The sequence below is a fragment of the Wolbachia endosymbiont of Cylisticus convexus genome, from assembly GCF_003344345.1.
Window position 1 is genome coordinate 1 of the sequence record NZ_QPIP01000201.1, and the last position, 2,240, is coordinate 2,240.

7 protein-coding genes are annotated in these 2,240 nt (G+C 32.5%); 3 read left to right on the plus strand and 4 right to left on the minus strand.

Annotated elements, in window-relative coordinates; all coding sequences use genetic code 11:
• The first annotated feature begins 107 nt into the window (after positions 1-107).
• Genes Wcon_RS10380 through Wcon_RS10390 form a run of 3 tightly spaced genes read left to right on the plus strand, consistent with a single transcriptional unit; the run spans position 108 to position 1,130 of the window.
• Positions 108-350 (plus strand): hypothetical protein, encoded by a 243-nt coding sequence (locus Wcon_RS10380; RefSeq protein WP_114516947.1) that lies wholly within the window; start codon positions 108-110, stop codon positions 348-350.
• 8 nt (positions 351-358) lie between these two features.
• A complete protein-coding gene (locus Wcon_RS10385; RefSeq protein WP_114516948.1) occupies positions 359-841 on the plus strand; it encodes a hypothetical protein in 483 nt (160 codons plus the stop codon).
• Between the two features lie 28 nt (positions 842-869).
• On the plus strand, positions 870-1,130 hold the full coding sequence (locus Wcon_RS10390; RefSeq protein ID WP_179947521.1) for a transposase: 261 nt from the start codon (positions 870-872) through the stop codon (positions 1,128-1,130).
• Between the two features lie 26 nt (positions 1,131-1,156).
• Here the strand turns inward: Wcon_RS10390 and Wcon_RS13610 are convergent, their stop codons facing one another.
• The 4 genes from Wcon_RS13610 to Wcon_RS13625 all read right to left on the minus strand — a co-directional run bounded on the left by Wcon_RS13610 (position 1,157) and on the right by Wcon_RS13625 (position 2,173).
• Positions 1,157-1,477 carry an integrase core domain-containing protein gene (locus Wcon_RS13610; protein ID WP_458694584.1) on the minus strand — a complete coding sequence of 107 codons (321 nt, stop codon included), beginning with the start codon at positions 1,475-1,477 and terminating at the stop codon, positions 1,157-1,159.
• A 266-nt stretch (positions 1,478-1,743) separates the two neighbouring features.
• Positions 1,744-1,884 (minus strand): hypothetical protein, encoded by a 141-nt coding sequence (locus Wcon_RS13615; protein ID WP_458694580.1) that lies wholly within the window; start codon positions 1,882-1,884, stop codon positions 1,744-1,746.
• 24 nt (positions 1,885-1,908) lie between these two features.
• A complete protein-coding gene (locus Wcon_RS13620) occupies positions 1,909-2,088 on the minus strand; it encodes a helix-turn-helix domain-containing protein (protein ID WP_458694579.1) in 180 nt (59 codons plus the stop codon).
• Positions 2,042-2,173, minus strand: coding sequence for a hypothetical protein (locus tag Wcon_RS13625; RefSeq protein WP_338062146.1), 132 nt, complete (start codon positions 2,171-2,173; stop codon positions 2,042-2,044). Before Wcon_RS13625 ends, Wcon_RS13620 begins: the two co-directional genes overlap by 47 nt.
• Between the last annotated feature and the right edge of the window lie 67 nt (positions 2,174-2,240).

Below are 2,240 nucleotides of genomic sequence, written 5' to 3' on the forward strand. Positions count from 1 at the left end.
TGTTGAAAGTGTCATAAGAAGAAGATAAAAGAGCTATTATTAAAGAAAAATGGAGGCAATAATGGATCAAATAGAAAGAATACTAAACTTAACTAAAAGACGAGGATTTGGAAAGACTAGGAAAATCAACAGAGGTAGATAAATGTAATACTAAGTTAGTTGGTAAAATAATATTTAAAGGCTTAATGAAGCTAATATTAATGGGTCAGAAAACAAGCTTAAGAGCACTAGAAATGGTAATAAATAGGTGTGTGATAGATAAAAATGATGATAAAAGTACAGTTACATACAGTGGCTTATCGAAAAGGTTAAAAGTTCTGATTATTTTAAAGGTGTATATATCGATTTAATAAACAAAGTGGAAAAATTATTGCCCAGAAAAACGTCACATAACTTACATAGATTCGATTCAACAATTATAAATTTATCAGGGTACCTTATAAAAGATGGGTTAAAAATAGGTGGTAAAAGCAATGACAGTCAAGTCAAAGTAAGCGTTGGATTAAAAGGCCAATTACCGACGAGTATAAGATTTTGTCAAGGGCAAGAAGAAAGTAGCGAAGATATAGCGCTGGTTAGAGCAATTAATGAAGCTAAAGTTAAAAAAGAGGATATTTTATTGTTTGATAGAAGGATTGCAAAAGTTGCAACTTTCACTGAGTTTGACAAAAAGGAATACAAATTTATCACAAGAACATACTTAAAAAGAAGGTACTGCGTTATAAGAGAGAATGAAATTACGCAAAAACAACAACCAGATGGATCGGAAATTTTGGAAGATAATATAGTGAATCTTTACAGCGGAAGCAGAGCAATAGCAAGTACGACTAATAAAAATTAAAAATAGAACAGAAGATGAAATATGGTTTTTGACCAACTTATTTGAAATACCGGCTTATGAAGTAACACAAATATACAGACGCAGGTGGGATATAGAAGTATTTTTCAAATTTATCAAGCAAAACCTCGGATATAAGCATTTTTTAAGCCATGACATGAATGGAATGAAAGTGTATATTTATATGATTATTATTACAGCTTTATTATTTCTTGTTTATAAAATAAGAAATAACTTAGACGGATTTAAGATAGCACTATTACAGTTTACATTAGATCTTAATGTGTACTAGACACAACTTAATCTGACAGGCAAGAATTAACTGACAGAAGGATTGAGGTAGTTAAAACTAATATCAGTCTCTTGTTTGATGCTACTAATATTTTTCTGAAAAGCAATATGTTTGCTATCAAGAAAAGTCTGCATCGGTGTTTTGCCATAGCAATATTTACCTGAATGAGGTCTTGTCTCATTGTAAGAACGCAACCAATGATCAACATCTATCTGCAAATCTTCCAAAGAACTGTAGATTTTCTTTCTAAAGATAATATTGTAACACTCATCTTGCATAGTTCTATGAAACCTCTCACATATGCCATTAGTTTGTGGGGTTAGTTCTTGAATGATCAATGTTTTCAATTCCTAAATATAGCTGATAAGCGTGATTTTCTGGTTTGCCACAGTATTCCGTACCCCTATCAGTCAAAATGCGGGATAATGGTACTTTTGTCCATCAAAGAATGGTATGACTCTATCATTAAGAAGATCTGCAGCAGTAATTGCAGTTTTGTCTGTATAAAGCTTTGCCATAGCAACCCTTGAATAGGTATCAATAAAAGTTTGCTGGTCCTATACCCTTCTACATAATAAGTGTCTTGAGAACCTAAGTAACCAGTGTTTCAATTTCACCATCTTTGTTCTTTCACTTTCTCTAAAGCTGCAAGTTGCTCTTCAGTTAAAATTATGCCATCTTGTGCAACCTTCGCTTCAAGAGCTTTAAGTCTTTTTTTGAACGTTTCAATATCGTTTCTTAGCCATACAACCACCTTCGGAAATCCCTTTTTCTCAGCTCATTTGCAGCTCTTTATTGTCCATATGCTGGAAATTCTGTTGCGATCTGCTCTTTCTATGTCTTCGGAAACTCTGTTTGCCATAAGTGATTTTTTCTTACTTATCTCATGCAGTGCTTCTTCTCCTCCATTTTCATATAATTCCTTGAATCGATAAAACGTATCTCTTGAGTAGCCCATACGCTTGAGATACATTTCCTAATTGTTTTGCTAGCTCTAATAACCCTAACTTTGGTTTTAGTATTTTTGCTTGTATTGTACTCATATCTAACACTCCTTTCTTTTATTATTTTATAACTTACTTTTCTAAAGTGTCAGATCAAGTCTTGTTT